Below are 16,823 nucleotides of genomic sequence, written 5' to 3' on the forward strand. Positions count from 1 at the left end.
CGGACCAACCGCCGCTTGCTCTTCCGGCGCGCCGAGCCCATTCTGGCCCGCAACCTGGACCCATTCGGTAGGGTCCAGCAGATCGCACCATCGCGGCTTCCGCGAGGTCTGGGCAGGGTCTTGGGCCATGACGTGCTCGGGTTGCGGTTCCGAGGTTCAGAGCGGCTTTGCCTTCTGCCCGAAGTGCGGCACGAAGCAGCCGAGCGCGTGCCCCGGCTGTGGCTTTCCCTGCGCACCGGATTTCGTTTACTGCCCGAAATGCGGCACGCTTGTCGGTGAGGCGCCCAAAGGCGGTGCGCAGGCGAGCCCGGCGACAATCCCGATCAGGTCGTCCTCGCCGCCGCTCGCGCCGACGGCCGAGGCTCAACACGCATTTCGACCGCAGCCGGACAAGATCGATAGCGAAGCAAACCGCCGCACCATCACCGTGCTGTTTGCCGACCTCAGCGGCTTCACCGCGATGAGCGAGCGGCTCGACCCTGAGGTGATGCAGACGCTTCAGAATCAATTGTTCGAAGAGCTGACGGCAGCGGTGCAAAGCTTTGGCGGCTTCGTGGACAAGTTCATCGGCGATGCGCTGCTTGCTCTGTTTGGTGCGCCGGCCGCGCACGAGGACGACCCGGAGCGGGCGGTCCGCGCTGCCCTCGACATGATCAGCCGGACGGCGCGCCTCAGCGAGCGCGCGAAGGTCTATGCCGGGTCACCGCTTTTGCTCCATGTCGGCATCAACACCGGACACGTCGTTGCGGGTGGGCTGGGCGTGGGTGTTGCCAAATCCTATTCGGTGACCGGCGACACGGTGAATACCGCGCAGCGACTGCAGTCGATGGCACCTCCGGGCGAGGTGCTGGTCGGGCCGTTGACCCACCGTCTGACGCGGCATGCGTTCGCCTATGACTCGCTTGGCGAGGTCTCGCTCAAGGGCAAGATGGGCAGCGTTCTGGTCCACCGTCTGAAGGGACCGCTCGAGAAGCCCCGTGCGGCACGAGGCCTCGACATGCTGGGCCTCGATGCGCCGCTGATCGGGCGCGATGCCGAGCTTGCGCGCGTGATCGGCAGCCTTGATCGCGCGTGCGGCGGGGCGGCTCAACTGGTGCGGCTGGTCGGCGAAGCGGGCATCGGGAAAACGCGCCTGGTCAACGAGTTCGTCGCCCGCATCCGCGATGAGGACCGCTTCGCGGGCGTGGCGATCCGGCGGGCGGTCTGCTCGCCGCTCGGCGAACAATCCTACGGCACACTCGCCGCAGTGCTGCGCAGCGCCTACGGCATCGCACAGAAGGCCGGCGCCGCAGAGGCCGAGGCGAAGGTTGCGCAAGCGCTGTCGGAGCTTGGCCTCGCCGCCGAGGAGGCCGAGCGCCTGATGCCTCTCTATTTGCACGTCCTTGGCCTCGGCGACCCCGACGCCGTGCTCAGGCATGTCGAGCCGGAACAGCTCCGCCGGCAGATCTTTTTCGCGATCCGCACCGTCTTCGAACGCCGCCTGGCCTTGTCGCCGCTTCTGATCATCGTCGAGGATCTGCACTGGGCCGATGCGGTGTCTCTTGAGGCACTGCGATTCCTGATGGACCGGCTGGAGCGGACGCGGCTGATGCTGCTGTTTACGCATCGGCCGATGCTGGAGCTGGATCTGTTCGGTTCGAGCAGGATCAGCCACACGACCCTTCGGCTGCCCCCGCTTGGCGAGGCGGACGGCCAAAGACTGCTCGCGGCGTATTTCAGTCACGGTTGGCGCGAGGCGCCGGGACATTTATTCAACCGAATCCTCGAGCGCGCGAGCGGCAATCCGCTCTTCATCGAGGAGATCATACGCGGCCTCATCGAAGCCGGCGCCCTGGAGCGCGACGGCGCGCTGTGGCGGATGAAGTCGGATGAAGCCGCCGCCGATATTCCGGCAAGCATTCAGGCGTTGTTGCTGGCGCGTCTGGACCGGTTGCCGCATGAGGTGCGCCGCTTGGCCCAGGAGGCTGCGGTGATCGGTCCGCGCTTCGATGCGGCTATTCTCGGTGCGACGGCAAGCGAGCGGGCGAGGGTCGAAGCTGGCCTCGAACTTCTATGCGATGCGGAGATCATTGAGGAGGTCGCGGGCTCGAACTCGATTTCCTTACGGACCTACCGCTTCACGCAAACCATGCTTCAGGACGTGATCTATCAAAACCTGCTTTTGCAGCGCAGGATCGAGCTCCATGGGCGGATTGGCGCCGCTCTGGAACGGCTTTATGGCAGCGAGCCCGAGCGCCTCGAAGATCTCGTCATGCTCGGACACCACTTCAGTTTCAGCGCAAGCAAGTCGAAGGGTGCGCGCTATCTGCGCGCGGCCGGCGATCGCGCGCGCGCGAGCTATGCCAATGACGATGCCCTCCGTTTCTACCAGCAGTCGCTCTCCGTGCTGTCGACCGGCGGCGAACGGGTGCCGGAACGCCTGATCCTGCACGAGCGCATCGCGGACCTCTGTCGCGTGGCTGGCCGCCGCAGCATCGCCGAGGAGCATTACCAGAGCGCGCTGGAAGGGCACCGCACGGCAGACGATCGAATCGGCGAAGCGCGAATTCTTCGCAAGCTCGGCCGTTTGTTGTGGGACGCCGGCAAACGCATCAAGGCAGAGGCGCAGTATGCCGAGGCGGCTGAACGGCTCGGCGAGGCCGACGCGCCGATCGAATGGGCGCACCTCCAGCAAGAGCGAGGCCGTCTCGCCTTTCGCCTGGGCGACCACGTCGCCGCCGCGAGATGGGCAGATGAGGCGCTCGGGTACGCGCAGTCCGTGCCGGCGGACGCGGACCAGCAAACGGGGCTCGAGGCGGCGCGCGCCATTGCGGAGGCGCTCAACACCAAGGGGGCTGCGCTGGCGCGACTTGGGCGGCATCAGGAGGCGGTGCGCGAGGTGGAGCAAAGTGTCGCGGCAGCCGAAGCCGCCAGCCTCCTCAACGTAGCGTGTCGCGGTTACACCAACCTTGGCGTGCTCTACACGATCATCGACCCGGCGCAGGCCATCGACGTTTGCCGGCGCGGCCTCGATGTCGCGCATCGCATCGGCGATCTCGGGTTCCAGGCGCGTCTCCTTGCCAATTTTGCCGTCGCCTGTTGCACCTTCACGGACAGATGTACCGAGGAGGGGGTGCCGGCCGCCGAAAAGGCGATCGAGATCGACCGTGCGCTCGATCAGCGCGAGCATCTCCCGGTGCCCCTGATCGTGCTCGGGCAGATCCATCAATGCCACTTCCGTCCCGACCTCGCCGCGCGCTGCTACAACGAGGCCATCGAGGTGGCGAGCGAGACCGGCGAGCCGCAGCAGCTCTTTCCGTGCTATGATGGTCTTGCGACACTGAACCTTGATCGAGGCGACATGCCCGAGGCCGAGCGGTATTTCGCGCTGGCCCATGATGTCTGCGCCCGGCACGGGCTCGATCCCGCAGGGCTGATCGTACTGCCGTTTCTTGACTAGCCAATGGGAGGGAGTTCAACCATGTCAGACCGTCATGCCGATGGACCGCTTCAGCCGGGCGATCGCGCACCGAACGTCGTGCTGGACGCCATCACACGCGAAGGAAAGATCGCGCTCGAGGACTATCGCGGGCATAGTCCGATACTGGTCGGCTTGTTTCGTGGCCTGCACTGCCCGTTCTGCCGGCGCCACATTGCGGCGCAGGCGCAGCTTGACGGCGCGCTGCGCGGGAAGGGCATCGAAAGTCTCACGATCGTCAATACGCCGATCGACCGGGCCAGGCTCTATTTCCGCTATCATCCCTTGCCCAACCTGCTCGCCGCGTCCGACCCCGACCGGGTCTCGCATCGCGCGTTCGGCCTGCCCAACATCGAATTCACGGAGAACGAGACCGAGTGGCCGCGCAAGGTGGGGATGGACGTGGTCATGAGCATGAAAGTGGATATGCCCGGCGAATTGCCGAGCCCGATGAACCGGCCGGCGGCCGCCGAGTACCTCAACAACAAGGACGGTTACGAGATGACCGAAGCCGATCAGCGCATGGCGGCAACCGGCACCGGCCAGCTGTTCGGCCAGTTCCTGCTCGATCGGGAAGGGATCGTACGCTGGACCTTTACCGAGGTTCCTGACGGCGGCCAGCGCATGTTCGGCGCGCCGAGCCCACAGGAGCTGATGTCGGCCGCCGCGCAAGTGGCAGGCTAGGTATCGGCACCCGGTAATTAACCCGCCACCTTCGGCCGCTTCTCGGCGAGCGCCGCCGCCATCGCCGAGATCAGCGGGCGCATGAAATAGTGGTCTTCCACTGGCGCGACGTCGGTGCGCAACCCGTGCGCGGCGAGCTCGCCGGAGACTGCCGGCCCCACCGATGCGATCAACGTTCGCTCGAGTCCTGCGCGCAAGCGCGCCTCGCTGCCATGAGCCTTCGCGGTTTCGATCAGGCGGCGGACCTGGCCGAGATTGGTCAGCGCGATCGAATCGATCCGCCCTTCCGCCATGGCATCGATCGCCGCCACGATGTTGGCGTCGGCCGCTTTGGGATCGTAGACATAGGGCAGCACGGCATCGACCTCGGCGCCTTGCGCCGTAAGCGCGCCGGTCAGCGCGCTGTGGTCCTTTTCGGGATAGAGCTGCAGGCCGAGGCGATGCCCCTTCAGGTCAATCTTCGCCAGCATCTCGATCACGCCCTCGGTGGTCGGCTTCTCCGTGGTCTGCTGGGCGTCGAGAGCGACCTCGCGCAGCGCCTTGCCGGGTTTCGGCCCGCGGCTGAATTTTCGCGATCTGGCGAGGGAGGCGACCAGGGCCTGGTCGAGCCCGCGCGCGGCCGCGAGCTTCATGATCCGCCGCAGACCTTCGCCGGTCATCAGCACGAGGTCGTCGAACGGCTTGTCGATCGCGCGGCGGATCCAGGCCTCAACGGGGGCCGGGTCGGGCGCATCGTGAATGGCGAACATCGGGCACTGCACGACCTCGGCGCCTTGTTCGGCCAAAAGCTTCGCGAACTGCGCCTCCTCGCGCGCTTCCAGGATCAGGATGCGGTAGCCGTTCAGGCGGTCGGCCATGGGTGCGCTCCGGTCGAAAATCGCAATCGTCCGTTCATCCTGACTCCGCGTGCGGGATTGGCGCAAGGGCGGGGTCGGTGATAGAGCAGGGCGCAAATCGCGGATGTTCCGCATTCTTGCCAAAACCTTCATCAAGGCCCATGCCCGACCATCAATATATTCTGACGCTCTCCTGTCCGGATCGCCCCGGCATCGTCTCGGCGGTGTCGACTTTCCTGGCCCATAACGGACAGAACATTCTCGACGCCCAGCAGTTCGACGACACCGAGACCAACAAATTCTTCATGCGCGTGGTGTTCACCGCGGCCGATCTCGCCGTGGAACTGTCGGCACTGCAGACCGGCTTTGCCGCGATCGCTGAGCGTTTCGGCATGGAGTGGCAGATGCGCGACCGCGCCGCGCATCGCAAGGTGATGCTGCTGGTGTCGAAGTCCGACCACTGCCTGGTCGACATCCTCTATCGCTGGCGCACCGGCGAGTTGCCGATGATCCCGACCGCGATCGTCTCCAACCATCCGCGCGAGGTCTATGCCGGGCTCGATTTCGGCGAGATCCCGTTCCACCATCTGCCGATCACCAGGGAGACCAAGCGCGAGCAGGAGGGACAGATCCTCGATCTCGTCGCCAAGACCGGGACCGATCTGGTGGTGCTCGCGCGTTACATGCAGATCCTGTCGGATGATCTCTCGGCAAAACTTTCCGGCCGCTGCATCAACATCCACCACTCGTTCCTGCCGGGCTTCAAGGGCGCAAAGCCCTATCACCAGGCGCATGAGCGCGGCGTGAAGCTGATCGGCGCGACCGCGCATTACGTCACGCGCGACCTCGATGAGGGTCCGATCATCGACCAGGATGTCGAACGCATCAGCCACCGCGATACGCCCGAAGATCTCGTCCGCAAGGGCCGTGACATCGAGCGCCGCGTGCTCGCGCGCGCGATCCGCTATCACCTGCAGGATCGCGTCATCCTCAACGGCCGCAAGACCGTGGTGTTCGTGGACTAGGGGATGTCATTCCGGGGCGAAGCGTCAGCCATCGAACCCGGAATGATTGCAGATTGGTGGAGCGCTTTGCGCCTAGCGCGCAGTGGCACTTGCATTCGAGCCCATGGCGCCCTTCTGCGCCTGCTCTTCCTTTTCGCGGTCGGCCGCCGGCATCAGCCGCTTGCGCTCGCGCTCCTTCATGTAGGCGTCGTATTGCGGCGTACCCGGCCGCGGCGGGGCATCCGCCGGCAGTCCGCCGGCCCATTGCGGAATGTATTCGCCCATCCCGGCCGAGAGCTTCTCGTTGACCGTGCCGCAGCCGGACAGCCCCGCGGCGAGCGCGAGGAGGATGAGGGGGGAACGGAAACGTTTCGGCATTGTAAGTGGCACAGGAAATCGGAACGAGTTAGCCGGAGGCCAGGCCGGAGCCGGCGCCGGGAGACTAGCCATCAACAAGGTAAAATAGACTTATTCGAGGTGGGTAATTCGTTACCAGGCCGGGGCCGGCGGGAGACGCCCGGATGTACGAATTCTGCAAAGGGAAGACGAAATCCTCCATCCACGCCGCTCGTCACATTCTTAGACTGCCGCGACAGTCTCGCGACAAAGTGGCTTGATTGGCGATGGGGGTTTTTCGTTGACAAGTCCATTTTATTTGTACAAGCGTACAAATAAAGACGGCCGAGGTCCGGGCGCTCGGGTTACCCCGATGTAACCTCGGCGTCGCTCCTCGCTGTCGGAATCGGAACGCGCGGCTTGCGCCGAATGGTCGCCAAACGTCCGATTGACAATGGGGGCGCGAAAGACGCCATGTGACGCGCGACATCACCGCGCGTCAGCTAGAGTGAGGCAAGGACCGGGCACTCGGTCCGGCGCACAAGAGATCAGGAATGAAGGGGAGGGACATCTGATGTTCGAACGCAAACAGTTTTCTCGGGTCGCAGCAGCGGCCGCCATCGCGGGCCTTGCGGCCGTCGCGCCCGCCAAGGCGGCCGATAGCGTCAAGGTCGGCCTGATCCTGCCGATGACCGGCGGCCAGGCCTCGACCGGCAAGCAGATCGAGAACGCGATCAAGCTCTACATGCAGCAGAACGGCGACACCGTCGCCGGCAAGAAGGTCGAGATCATCGTCAAGGACGACGCCGCGATTCCCGACAAGACCAAGACGGCCGCGCAGGAACTGATCGTCAACGACAAGGTCAATTTCATCGCCGGTTTCGGCGTGACGCCGGCGGCGCTCGCCGCTGCGCCGCTCGCGACGCAAGCCAAGATCCCGGAAGTCGTGATGGCGGCCGGCACCTCCATCATCACCGAGCGCTCGCCCTACATCGTGCGCACCAGCTTCACCCTGGCGCAGTCCTCGACGATCATCGGCGATTGGGCGGTGAAGAACGGCATCAAGAAGGTCGCGACGCTGACCTCGGACTACGCGCCGGGCAATGACGCGCTCAACTTCTTCAAGGAGCACTTCACCGCCGGCGGCGGCGAGGTGGTCGAAGAGGTCAAGACGCCGCTCGCCAACCCCGACTTCGCGCCGTTCCTGCAGCGCATGAAGGACGCCAAGCCCGACGCGATCTTCGTGTTCGTTCCGGCGGGACAGGGCGGCAACTTCATGAAGCAATACGCCGAGCGCGGCCTCGACAAGGCCGGCATCAAGGTGATCGGGCCGGGCGACGTCACCGACGACGATCTCCTCAACAACATGGGCGACGCCGTGCTCGGCACGGTCACCGCGCACCTCTATTCCGCGGCCCATCCCTCGCAAATGAACAAGGACTTCGTCGCCGCCTACAAGAAGGCTTTCGGCAACCGTCCCGGCTTCATGGCGGTGAGCGGCTATGACGGCATCCACCTGATCTACGAGGCGCTGAAGAAGACGGGTGGCGATACCGACGGCACCAAGCTGATCGAGGCGATGAAGGGTCAGAAGTGGGAGAGCCCGCGCGGCCCGATCTCGATCGACCCGGAGACTCGCGACATCGTCCAGAACATCTACATCCGCAAGGTCGAGAAGGTCGACGGCGAGCTCTACAACGTCGAGTTCGCGACCTTCGAAGCCGTCAAGGATCTCGGCAAGACCAAGAAATAAGGACGTGTTGTTTGCGTAGCGCGCCGCAAACTCGCTGCACCTCTCTCTCGCTTGCGGGAGAGCGTAGGCCGCCTTCGGCGGCCGTCCTTCAAGAGACGCCGAGGCGAAGCCTCGGCTATCGCAAAGCGCCGGGTGAGGGCTCTCTCCTCATTGGGAGTTTCTCTGTGGAGACACCCTCACCCCGGCCCTCTCCCGCAAGCGGGAGAGGGCGCACAGCGCACCCTCGGCTACACCTGAGATGATTTTCGACGCACGATGACCGCAATCCTCACCAACCTGTTCGATGGCGTTGCCTACGGGATGCTGCTGTTCGTGCTCGCCTGCGGGCTCGCGGTCACGCTCGGCCTGATGAACTTCGTCAATCTCGCCCACGGCGCCTTCGCCATGGCTGGCGGCTATGCCTGCATGGTGCTGGTCAACCGGCTGGGCTGGCCGTTCTTCGCGGCGCTGCCGCTCGCCTTCGTCTCCGCGGCTGCGATCGGCATCGTGCTGGAGCGCACGCTCTATCGCCACCTCTACACGCGCAGCCATCTCGACCAGGTGCTCTTCACCATCGGTCTCACTTTCATGTCGGTCGCCGCCGTCGACTACATCCAGGGATCGTCGCGGGTCTTCATCAACCTGCCTGCCGCACTGCAGGGCCAGTTCGACGTGTTCGGCGTCGGCATCGGCCGCTACCGGCTGATGATCGTCGTGATCTGCGGCCTGCTGACCATCGCGCTGCAAATGGTGCTGGCCAAGACGCGCTTCGGCAGCCGTTTGCGGGCCGCGGTCGACGACCCGCGCGCGGCGAACGGCCTCGGTATCAACGTGCCGCAGGTGTTCGCCTTCACCTTTGCATTCGGTTGCGGACTCGCCGGCCTCGGCGGCGCGCTCAGCGCCGAGATCCTCGGCCTCGATCCGTATTTCCCGCTGAAGTTCATGATCTACTTCCTGATCGTGGTCACCGTCGGCGGCTCCTCCTCGATCACCGGCCCGTTCCTGGCCTCGCTCCTGCTCGGCATCGGCGACGTCGCCGGCAAATACTACGTGCCGAAGATGGGCCCCTTCGTGATCTACACCATGATGATCGTGATCCTGATCTGGCGTCCGAACGGCCTGTTCGGCCGCACGGCCGCGCGCTGAGTTCGCCGATGAGCGCTTCTTCCGACGTCGGTTACCACGCCCAGCGCCAGGCGCGCTGGCACTATGGCGAAGTCGCCTTCTGGCTCATCGTGCTGGGCTGCGGCTTCCTGTTTCCCACGCGCTATCTGATCATGACCGACATCCTGCGCCTGGCGCTGTTTGCGATGTCGCTCGACCTCATCCTCGGCTATGCCGGCATCGTCTCGCTCGGCCACGCCGCGTTCTTCGGCGTCGGCGCCTATGCCGCGGGGCTTCTTGCGCTTCACGGGATCATCAACGAGCCCGTGCTGGCGCTGATCGTCGCAGGCCTTGCCGCAATGGTGCTCGGCTTTGCCACGAGCTTCCTCGTCATCCGCGGCGTCGACCTGACCCGGCTGATGGTGACGCTCGGCATCGCGCTCTTGCTGGAAGCGCTCGCAGAGCGCTTCTCCAATATCACCGGCGGCACCGACGGCCTGCAGGGCATCGAGATGCAGCCGATCTTCGGCCAGATCCCGTTCGACATGTTCGGCAAGGCCGGCTTCTTCTATTCGCTCGCCGTGCTGTTCCTCCTCTTCCTGCTCGCCCGCCGCGTCGTGCATTCGCCGTTCGGCCTGTCGCTGCGCGCGATCAAGAACAATCCGCTGCGTGCCGCCGCCATCGGCATTCCCGTCAACCGCCGCCTGATCGCGATCTACACGCTTGCCGCCTTCTATGCCGGCATTGCGGGCGCGCTGTTCACCCAGACCACGGCGATCGCTTCGCTCGACGTGTTCGCGTTCGAGCGCTCCGCCGACCTGATGCTGGTGCTGGTCATCGGCGGCACCGGCTATCTCTATGGCGGCCTGATCGGCGCAGTGGTGTTCCGTATGCTGCAGGAATGGTTCTCGACCATCACCCCGCAATATTGGCAGTTCTGGATCGGGCTCGTGCTGGTCGTGATCGTGCTGGTCGGCCGCCAGCGCCTGCACCGCTGGGTGCTGTTCGTGCCGAACCTGATCATCAAGCAGGTGGCCGGGCGCAAGGCCGTCGTCGCCGTGCCGGAGAGCGACGCATGACCATCGCGCTCGAAACCCAAAACCTCGAAAAGACGTTCGGCGGCCTGCGCGTCACCCGCGATCTCTCGCTCAGGATCGAGCAGGGCGCCCGTCACGCGCTGATCGGCCCGAACGGTGCTGGCAAGACCACCGTCATCAACCAGCTCACCGGCGTGCTCAAGCCGAATTCCGGGCGCATCCTGCTCGAAGGCCAGGACATCACCGATCTGCCCGTGCACAAGCGCGTGCTGCGCGGCCTGTCGCGCACCTTCCAGATCAACCAGCTCTACCCCGACCTGACGCCGCTCGAGACCATCGGTCTCGCGGTCTCCGAGCGTCTCGGCCATGGCGGCGACTGGTGGCGGCGGATGGGCACGCGCGGCGACGTCAACGGCGAGATCGCCGATCTTCTGACGCGCTTCCACCTGCTCGACGTCATGAACGAAGCGACCGTGACGCTGCCATACGGCAAGCAGCGCCTGCTCGAGATCGCGGTCGCGATCGCCGCCAAGCCGCGCGTGCTGCTGCTCGATGAGCCCGCCGCCGGTGTGCCCGAGAGCGAGCGCCACGACATCCTGGCCGTCGTCGGCGCGCTGCCGCGTGACGTCACCGTGCTTCTGATCGAGCACGACATGGATCTCGTCTTCTCCTTCGCCGACCGCATCTCCGTGCTGGTCTCCGGCGCGCTGCTTACCGAAGGCCCGCCCGAGCAGGTCGCGCGCGACCCGCAGGTCAAGGCCGTCTATCTCGGCGAGGAGGCGGTCAATGTCTGACCTGCTCGCAATCGACTCGCTTCGCGCCGGCTATGGCGAGGCGGTGGTGCTGCCTAACATGTCCCTGCGCCTCGCCGAGGGGCAGGTGCTGGCGCTGCTCGGGCGCAACGGCACCGGCAAGACGACGCTGATCAACTCCATCGTCGGCGTCACCCGCCGCTTTTCGGGCAGCGTCGCGCTCGACGGCACCGACGTCACGGCTTTGCGGCCCGACCAGCGGGCGCGCGCCGGCATCGGCTGGGTGCCGCAGGAGCGCAATATCTTCCGCTCGCTCACGGTGGAAGAGAACATGACCGCGGTGGCGCAGCCCGGTCCCTGGACGGTTGAGAAGGTCTACGAGATGTTCCCGCGGCTGAAGGAGCGGCGGAGCAACTTTGGCAACCAGCTCTCCGGCGGAGAGCAGCAGATGCTGGCGATCGGTCGCGCACTCACCCTCAATCCGAAGGTCCTGCTGCTGGACGAGCCGACCGAGGGCCTTGCCCCCATCATCGTCGAGGAGCTGTTGAAGGCGATCGGGAGCATCACCCGGGCGGGCGGCATCTGCTCGATCATCGTCGAGCAGAATGCCCAAAAGATTCTGGGGCTTGCCGACCGCGTTGTGATATTGGAACGCGGAACGATCGTCCACGACGCCCCGAGCGCCGCCCTGAAGGCCGACCCCTCGGTCCTCGAGCGCCATCTCGGCGTCGCCGGGGCGGCCGCCCACTGAACTTCGCCTCTCCCCGCTTGCGGGGAGAGGCCGGATCGCATCGCCAGATGCGATCCGGGTGAGGGGGACTCTCCGCGAGTCTAACTGTTACCGCCCCCCGCGGAGACTCCCCTCACCCCAACCCTTTCCCCGCAAGCGGGGAGAGGGAGTACAACCTGCGCCGACTGAAATTTCGGGAGAAACAAGAATGCAACGAACCAAAGCCCCGTTCCGCGCCGACGAGGTCGGCAGCCTTTTGCGCCCGGCCAAGATCAAGGAGGCCCGCGCGAAGCTCGAGAAGGGCGAGATCTCGGCCGATGATTTGCGCAAGATCGAGGACTTGGAGATCGAGAAGGTCGTGCACAAGCAGGCCTCGGTCGGCCTGAAGCTTGCGACCGACGGCGAATTCCGCCGCTCCTGGTGGCATTTCGACTTCCTGGCGAAGCTCACCGGCTGCGAAATGTTCCACCCCGAAACGGGCATCCAGTTCGCGGGTGTCGAGACGCGGCATGACGCGGTGCGGGTGATCGGCAAGCTCGACTTCCCCGACAACCATCCGATGCTGGACCACTTCCGCTTCCTGAAGAAGTACGCCGACCAGGCCCACGTGACCGCCAAGATGACGATCCCCTCGCCGGCGGTGCTGCACTTCCGCGGCGGCCGCAGGGCGATCTCCAAGGACGTCTATCCCGATCTCGACGCCTTCTACGAAGACCTCGGCAAGACCTATCGGAAAGCCGTCAAGGCGTTCTACGATGCCGGCTGCCGCTATCTGCAGTTCGACGACACGGTCTGGGCCTATCTCTGCTCGCAGGACGAGCTGAAGAAGGCGCGCGAGCGCGGCGACAATCCCGATGGCCTGCAGCAGATCTATTCGCGCATCATCAACTACGCGCTGGCCGAGAAGCCCGCCGACATGGTGGTCTCGACCCATGTCTGCCGCGGCAATTTCCGCTCGACCTGGATCTCCTCGGGCGGCTACGAGCCGGTCGCCGAGACCCTGCTCGCGGGCACCAATTACGACGGCTACTTCCTGGAATATGATTCCGACCGCGCCGGCGGCTTCGAGCCGCTGCGCTTCCTGCCCAAGGGCAACAAGGTCGTCGTGGTCGGCGTCATCACCTCGAAGTTCGGCGAGCTCGAGAAGAAGGACGACATCAAGCGCCGCCTCGAGGAGGCGGCCAAGTTCGCTCCGCTGGAGCAGCTCGCGCTCTCCCCGCAATGCGGCTTCGCCTCGACCGAGGAAGGCAACATCCTCTCCGAGGAGGAGCAGTGGGCCAAGCTCAGCCTCGCCGTGGAGATCGCGAAGGAAGTGTGGGGCAACTAGGCTCCCTCAGGCAGCGCAGATAACGTCATGGCCGGGCTTGTCCCGGCCATGTGCATTTTGAGGCGATGACACGCACCACGGCGTGCTCCGCTGAGCGCCCGGACATCCCGGTGTTTGACGTTCGCCGGTCGCCCAACCTATTTGCTGGATTTGCTCGGCTTGAAGGTGTCGAAATTGCCGTCGCTGCGCCCGGTCTGCTTCGCCTGTGACACTGAAACGCCGTCGCGGCACGCAATGTACTGGGCAACCTGAGCATTGGTGCCGGCGCGCCTGGCGACCCACATCTCGTGGGTGAACCCCGCCTTGGCCATGCAGTCGAGCGCATGCGGGGTCGAATTCTTGCTTTGCGCATGAGCGGGGGCGCCCGATATCGTGGTGCTCATGACAATGGCGGCGAAACCGCCGAGCAACTTCTTCATTGATTTCCTCTCAAAGGGCGCGATTTGAAATGACTATGGTTGCGCCATGCGTGACAACCTACGGGCGACTCGGCTTTGTATCAAGCAATCCGAGCCCGCAAGAGTGACCTGTCCGCGTTCGGCGTCCTGCACGCACGCGCCGTCACTTCTCTGCCAGATAAACCTCGCCCAGCAGCGACGAGTTCGACCACGGCACCTGCTTGTTCTTCGTGCTCGACACCACTTCCGCCCGCACGCGCGTCAGCATCTGCTGCACCTCGAGGCCTGGCGTGCCGATATGGCGAGAGAGGGCGGCAGAGAACGGCGAGTTGGCGCCTTCGCCGTCGAGCGCGACCTGACCCGGCGCTGTGGCGAACGCGATCAACGTGCCGGCGCCCAGCGTCGCACCGGCGCCCAGGGTTGTTGGAGCTGCGAGCCCCGAGGCGCCTTCGATGCCGCGATTGGTCCCGGCGGACGCCACCTGCTGCGCCATCGGATTGTTGCGGCAGGCATCAAAGATCAGAATGTTGGTGCGGACCTGGTCGCCGAGGCCCGCCATGATCGTATCCATGTCGATCATCGCCTCCGTCATGCCGCTGCCAGCCTTGAGCTCGACGTCGACGGGGATCAGGTAGTTGCGGCCGTCGACCTGCACGCCGTGGCCGGCATAGTAGACCACCGCAACCTGCGCCCGCGCCGCCTCGCGCAGGAAGTCGCGCGTCATCCTCTGCATGGCCGCGCGGTCGAGATCGATGCCGTCGGACACCGTGAAGCCGATGTCACGCAGGCTCTTGGCCACCGCACGCGCATCGTTGGGCGGATTGGGCAGCGCCTTGACATGCGTATAGGCGCCGTTGCCGATGACCAGTGCCATGCGCTTGCCGGGGCTCGTGAGTGCAGGCGAGGGCGCCGGCGTGGCGTTGCCCTGCTGCACAGGCGTGGTCTGCCGTTGTCCTGAAGGCGTCGGCGCATCGCGCGGGATCGGCGCGCTCGCGTCCGTCGCCAGCGAGAGGCGTACCTTCGCCGTCGCCTGATTGGCCTTGCTGCCGGCATCCGAAGCCACGATCGCCAACGTCGCCTTGTAGTCGTCGCTGGCGCGGGTGTAGTCGCCCTTGGCTTCATAGGCGAGCGCGCGATGGATGTAGCCGGAGATCAGCACGCTGTTCGGCGGCGTCATGATGTTCGTCGGCGGCTTCTCCTTCGCGAGCCGGATCGCCTCGCTGCCGTCGGCGATGGCGCGTTCGAGATCGCCCTTGGCCCGCCAGATCGCGGTGCGGTTGATCAGCGGCTGCGGCAGCGTCGGGTCGAGCCGGATTGCCTGGTTGATGTCGGCAAGCGCGCCGTCGAGATCGCCGAGTGCTTCCTTTGCGATGCCGCGGTTCTGGAACGAGAACGCCGATTTCGGCTCCAGCTTGATCGTGGCATCGTAGTCGGCGATCGCCTTTGCATAGTCGCCCTTGCCGCGCCAGGCATTGCCGCGGTTGTGGAAGATGGTGCTGCTCGGCGGACCCAGCTTCAGCGCATCGTCGAAATCGGTGATCGGGATGTCGTACTCGCCCCTGTCGTAATAGGCAGAGCCACGCAGATTGTAGGCGGCTTGGCTTGGCTGCAGCCGGATCGCTTCGCTCGCATCCGCGATCACCCTGGTGTAGTCGCCTTTCTTGTTCCGGCCTACGGCGCGCCAGAAATAGATGGTCGCAAGCTGCCCGCCCCTGAAAACCTTCAGCGCGACGATCTTGTTGCAGGCGTCGATCATCTGGTCCGGCGGCGTGGTGTCGGTGGTGCAGAGCGGCCCGAGCTGATTGCGCGCCTGCGCCAAGGCGGGCGCCGACCACAGCGCAGCGGTGAGCAGGCAGAGCGCGACGAGCAGGCGGCGCATGGTGATGGTCCTGTAGGAAGAGGAGCGCTTGTTTGTTGCCCGGCGGTGCGCCGCGGTTCATCGCTCCCGTTGTCCCGGATATGGCAGAGCGAGGTGCCTCGGTCGGGTATTCCATCAGTGGGCAGATTTTGCTAGGAGACAGGACCCAATCCTTCTGCCCACTTCCGTCCCACCGATGAAGAACGACGAAATCCTGAGCCAAATCACCGAGTTCTGCCGCAAGGCGGACATGGCGGAATCGACGTTTGGCCGGCGCGCGGTGAACGATGGGAAGCTCGTGCAGCGCCTGCGCGAGGGCAAGCGCATCACCATCGACACGCTGGAGCGGATCCAGGCCTATATGGCCGCGTCGATGACCGGCGGTATGCCGCCGCCGCGGGGACTTCAGGTGCCCCCGGAGAAGCGCGATCCGCGCGGTAATTTCCGTTTCTTCGAGAACCGGCAGAAATACCTGCTGTTCGTCCACACCTGCAGCGAGAAGCGGGTCATCGCCGACCGCGTGGCGCTGGAGCTTGCCACCATCCATCCGCGCCCACCGGCACTACGGGTGTTCGACGCGGGCGTCGGCGACGGCACGGTGCTGGCGCGGGTGCTGCGCGCAACGCACCAGCGCTTTCCGCACATGCCGTTCTACGTCGCCGGCAAGGAGCTCAGTCTCGAGGATCTGCGCCTGACGCTGGAGAAGGTGCCGGATCGCATTTTCGAGCACCCTGCGTCGGTGTTCGTCTTTACCAACATGTTCTATTCGGAGGCGCCCTGGCTCACGCCGGCATCGCCTGCAGCGGCGGCTGCCACCGTTTGGCACGAAGTCCCGCTACGGGGCGCTTCGTCGGGAGAGTTCGAGACGCAGATCGCCGAGCTGAGGCCGTTCCTGGAGCAGAACTGGCGCGCCGCGATCAGCCCACGCACGGCCATGCCACTTTACGAGCGGCCCGTCGTCCTCGTGCTCTATCGCGAGGACCACCGATTCCTCCTGGATTCGACCATTCCGCGGCCGGGCCAGACCGAGGCCAATTTCGACCTCGTCATTGCATCCCAGCCCTACCGCGCCCTGTCCTCGGTCAATTTCCGGGCAAAGCGGATCATTGCGCCCCTGGCGCGGGCCTTGCGGCCAGGGGGGCGCCTGATAGGGATTCACTCTCATGGTCACGATCCCGGCATGGAAATGATCCAGGCGATCTGGCCCGGAGAAAATCCTTTCGCGGTGAGCCGTCATGAGCTATTGCGCGCAGTCAGGTATGAGCTGGGATCGTTGGGCCGCGACTTAAATTTCAACGCTTATGCTGATAACCGCTCGATCTTCAGGTATGATATGGAAGCTCTGCCCAACGAGGTAACCGGTACCATCGGAACTTCGACGGCCTTTGCAGCGTGGAATGCGGCGGTGTATGTCGCTCAGATCGAGGACGACCGATTGACAGAAATGACTCAAAACGGCCGCACTCTGGATGCCGCCAGGGACGTGCTGCGAAAGTACAACGGGCTCTGGTTTCTCGACGAGTCCTACGTCATCTCGCGACGGCGTGATTGACACAATCCAAAGGTAA

At 64.9% G+C, this 16,823-nt stretch carries 14 protein-coding genes; 10 read left to right on the forward strand and 4 right to left on the reverse strand.

Features of this window, described 5'->3' with window-relative positions:
- Nucleotides 1-127: 127 nt before the first annotated feature.
- Both K289_RS0129165 and K289_RS0129170 read left to right on the forward strand, forming a co-directional pair.
- Nucleotides 128-3,439, forward strand: a complete 3,312-nt coding sequence (locus K289_RS0129165; protein WP_027554727.1) for an adenylate/guanylate cyclase domain-containing protein — start codon at nt 128-130, stop codon at nt 3,437-3,439.
- Between the two features lie 21 nt (nt 3,440-3,460).
- Nucleotides 3,461-4,141: a peroxiredoxin-like family protein gene (locus K289_RS0129170; RefSeq protein ID WP_027554728.1), complete on the forward strand. Its 681-nt coding sequence runs from the start codon at nt 3,461-3,463 to the stop codon at nt 4,139-4,141.
- Between the two features lie 17 nt (nt 4,142-4,158).
- Here K289_RS0129170 and K289_RS0129175 read toward each other — a convergent pair whose 3' ends face one another.
- Complete coding sequence (locus K289_RS0129175; RefSeq protein ID WP_027554729.1) at nt 4,159-4,998, reverse strand: uroporphyrinogen-III synthase; 840 nt, start codon at nt 4,996-4,998, stop codon at nt 4,159-4,161.
- Nucleotides 4,999-5,138: 140 nt separating this feature from the next.
- Here K289_RS0129175 and purU point away from each other — a divergent pair, with 140 nt between their 5' ends.
- Nucleotides 5,139-6,002 (forward strand): formyltetrahydrofolate deformylase, encoded by an 864-nt coding sequence (purU, locus tag K289_RS0129180; protein ID WP_027554730.1) that lies wholly within the window; start codon nt 5,139-5,141, stop codon nt 6,000-6,002.
- 72 nt (nt 6,003-6,074) lie between these two features.
- Here the strand turns inward: purU and K289_RS0129185 are convergent, their stop codons facing one another.
- Nucleotides 6,075-6,359, reverse strand: a complete 285-nt coding sequence (locus tag K289_RS0129185; RefSeq protein WP_027554731.1) for a hypothetical protein — start codon at nt 6,357-6,359, stop codon at nt 6,075-6,077.
- Nucleotides 6,360-6,891: 532 nt separating this feature from the next.
- Between K289_RS0129185 and K289_RS0129190 the strand changes: the two genes are divergently transcribed.
- From K289_RS0129190 to K289_RS0129215, 6 genes are all read left to right on the forward strand, one after another.
- Nucleotides 6,892-8,070: an ABC transporter substrate-binding protein gene (locus K289_RS0129190; protein WP_027554732.1), complete on the forward strand. Its 1,179-nt coding sequence runs from the start codon at nt 6,892-6,894 to the stop codon at nt 8,068-8,070.
- Nucleotides 8,071-8,325: 255 nt separating this feature from the next.
- Nucleotides 8,326-9,195, forward strand: a complete 870-nt coding sequence (locus tag K289_RS0129195) for a branched-chain amino acid ABC transporter permease (RefSeq protein ID WP_027554733.1) — start codon at nt 8,326-8,328, stop codon at nt 9,193-9,195.
- Nucleotides 9,196-9,203: 8 nt separating this feature from the next.
- Nucleotides 9,204-10,232, forward strand: a complete 1,029-nt coding sequence (locus K289_RS0129200; protein WP_027554734.1) for a branched-chain amino acid ABC transporter permease — start codon at nt 9,204-9,206, stop codon at nt 10,230-10,232.
- Nucleotides 10,229-10,984: an ABC transporter ATP-binding protein gene (locus K289_RS0129205; RefSeq protein ID WP_027554735.1), complete on the forward strand. Its 756-nt coding sequence runs from the start codon at nt 10,229-10,231 to the stop codon at nt 10,982-10,984. Before K289_RS0129200 ends, K289_RS0129205 begins: the two co-directional genes overlap by 4 nt.
- Nucleotides 10,977-11,693: an ABC transporter ATP-binding protein gene (locus K289_RS0129210; protein WP_027554736.1), complete on the forward strand. Its 717-nt coding sequence runs from the start codon at nt 10,977-10,979 to the stop codon at nt 11,691-11,693. Before K289_RS0129205 ends, K289_RS0129210 begins: the two co-directional genes overlap by 8 nt.
- Before the next feature lie 187 nt (nt 11,694-11,880).
- On the forward strand, nt 11,881-12,999 hold the full coding sequence (locus K289_RS0129215) for a cobalamin-independent methionine synthase II family protein (protein WP_027554737.1): 1,119 nt from the start codon (nt 11,881-11,883) through the stop codon (nt 12,997-12,999).
- 137 nt (nt 13,000-13,136) lie between these two features.
- On the opposite strand, the gene K289_RS0129220 is transcribed toward K289_RS0129215, so the two are convergent.
- Nucleotides 13,137-13,418 (reverse strand): hypothetical protein, encoded by a 282-nt coding sequence (locus tag K289_RS0129220; RefSeq protein WP_027554738.1) that lies wholly within the window; start codon nt 13,416-13,418, stop codon nt 13,137-13,139.
- A gap of 142 nt (nt 13,419-13,560) precedes the next feature.
- Nucleotides 13,561-15,276 carry a caspase family protein gene (locus K289_RS0129225; RefSeq protein WP_027554739.1) on the reverse strand — a complete coding sequence of 572 codons (1,716 nt, stop codon included), beginning with the start codon at nt 15,274-15,276 and terminating at the stop codon, nt 13,561-13,563.
- A 175-nt stretch (nt 15,277-15,451) separates the two neighbouring features.
- Here K289_RS0129225 and K289_RS0129230 point away from each other — a divergent pair, with 175 nt between their 5' ends.
- A complete protein-coding gene (locus K289_RS0129230; protein WP_027554740.1) occupies nt 15,452-16,807 on the forward strand; it encodes a hypothetical protein in 1,356 nt (451 codons plus the stop codon).
- Nucleotides 16,808-16,823: the final 16 nt, after the last annotated feature.

The sequence above is a fragment of the Bradyrhizobium sp. Cp5.3 genome, from assembly GCF_000426265.1.
GTDB classification, from domain to species: domain Bacteria; phylum Pseudomonadota; class Alphaproteobacteria; order Rhizobiales; family Xanthobacteraceae; genus Bradyrhizobium; species Bradyrhizobium neotropicale.

Bases quoted from the DNA above. Each gene is read 5' to 3' on its own strand.
- K289_RS0129165 (WP_027554727.1), top strand. From the start codon at position 128: ATGACGTGCTCGGGTTGCGGTTCCGAGGTTCAGAGCGGCTTTGCCTTC.
- K289_RS0129170 (WP_027554728.1), top strand. From the start codon at position 3,461: ATGTCAGACCGTCATGCCGATGGACCGCTTCAGCCGGGCGATCGCGCA.
- K289_RS0129175 (WP_027554729.1), bottom strand. From the start codon at position 4,998: ATGGCCGACCGCCTGAACGGCTACCGCATCCTGATCCTGGAAGCGCGC.
- purU (WP_027554730.1), top strand. From the start codon at position 5,139: ATGCCCGACCATCAATATATTCTGACGCTCTCCTGTCCGGATCGCCCC.
- K289_RS0129185 (WP_027554731.1), bottom strand. From the start codon at position 6,359: ATGCCGAAACGTTTCCGTTCCCCCCTCATCCTCCTCGCGCTCGCCGCG.
- K289_RS0129190 (WP_027554732.1), top strand. From the start codon at position 6,892: ATGTTCGAACGCAAACAGTTTTCTCGGGTCGCAGCAGCGGCCGCCATC.
- K289_RS0129195 (WP_027554733.1), top strand. From the start codon at position 8,326: ATGACCGCAATCCTCACCAACCTGTTCGATGGCGTTGCCTACGGGATG.
- K289_RS0129200 (WP_027554734.1), top strand. From the start codon at position 9,204: ATGAGCGCTTCTTCCGACGTCGGTTACCACGCCCAGCGCCAGGCGCGC.
- K289_RS0129205 (WP_027554735.1), top strand. From the start codon at position 10,229: ATGACCATCGCGCTCGAAACCCAAAACCTCGAAAAGACGTTCGGCGGC.
- K289_RS0129210 (WP_027554736.1), top strand. From the start codon at position 10,977: ATGTCTGACCTGCTCGCAATCGACTCGCTTCGCGCCGGCTATGGCGAG.
- K289_RS0129215 (WP_027554737.1), top strand. From the start codon at position 11,881: ATGCAACGAACCAAAGCCCCGTTCCGCGCCGACGAGGTCGGCAGCCTT.
- K289_RS0129220 (WP_027554738.1), bottom strand. From the start codon at position 13,418: ATGAAGAAGTTGCTCGGCGGTTTCGCCGCCATTGTCATGAGCACCACG.
- K289_RS0129225 (WP_027554739.1), bottom strand. From the start codon at position 15,276: ATGCGCCGCCTGCTCGTCGCGCTCTGCCTGCTCACCGCTGCGCTGTGG.
- K289_RS0129230 (WP_027554740.1), top strand. From the start codon at position 15,452: ATGAAGAACGACGAAATCCTGAGCCAAATCACCGAGTTCTGCCGCAAG.